Raw genomic sequence first — 682 nt, 5'->3', positions numbered from 1 at the left:
ACCCCCGGTACACCGGCTGACGCGGTGTTCCTGTGTCGATCCCGTGCCGCGCGCGTGCGTCGGGCCGAGCTTGTGGGCGAGGGGAGGGTATTCGGCGGCGGTACTGGGTACGCTCGGCTGACATGGAGCACGAGGTGTTCGTTCCGGTTCCGGCTCGGCGGGTGCGGGTGGCGCTCGCCGACCCCGCGCGGGTCGCCCGGGCGGTTCCCGGGCTCCAGCAGGACGCGGGCAGCGAGCCCGTCGCCGGCCGGCTGAAGGTGCGGATCGGCAGCCACTCCATCACCTACCGCGGCACCCTGCGCGTCTCCGCCCGCGACGACGGTTCGTACGCCGTCGAGGGCGACGCGACCGAGTCCCGCGGCACCGGCTCGGTGAAGCTCGCCCTCACCCTCCGCCTCCGCGACACCGACGACGGCTCCGCGCTCGTCTTCGACGGCACCGCCTCCGCCGACGGCCGCGTCACCGAGCTGCCCCCGGAGGCCGTGCGCACGGCGGTGACCCGCCTGCTGAACCGCTTCGTGGAGAACCTGGCCGCCGAGGCTCCCGAGCCGCCGGCCCCCGAGTCCCTGGCCACCGAGGACTTCGCCCCTCTGGCCACCAGCGACTTCGAGGCCGCCCCGGACGCCGACGACGAGCCGGTGCCTCCGCCCGCCGAGACCGACGAGGCTCCCGGGGCCCACCC

General features: G+C 75.7%; 1 protein-coding gene. It reads left to right on the top strand.

The window, feature by feature from the left end; translation table 11 throughout:
- Nucleotides 1–122: 122 nt before the first annotated feature.
- The coding region (locus C1I97_RS38415; protein WP_181447125.1) for an SRPBCC domain-containing protein at nt 123–682 on the top strand (560 nt) is incomplete at its 3' end.

The organism is Streptomyces sp. NTH33, assembly GCF_003236365.1.
Classification (GTDB): domain Bacteria; phylum Actinomycetota; class Actinomycetes; order Streptomycetales; family Streptomycetaceae; genus Streptomyces.
This window is presented reverse-complemented; position numbering and strand designations above follow the sequence as displayed.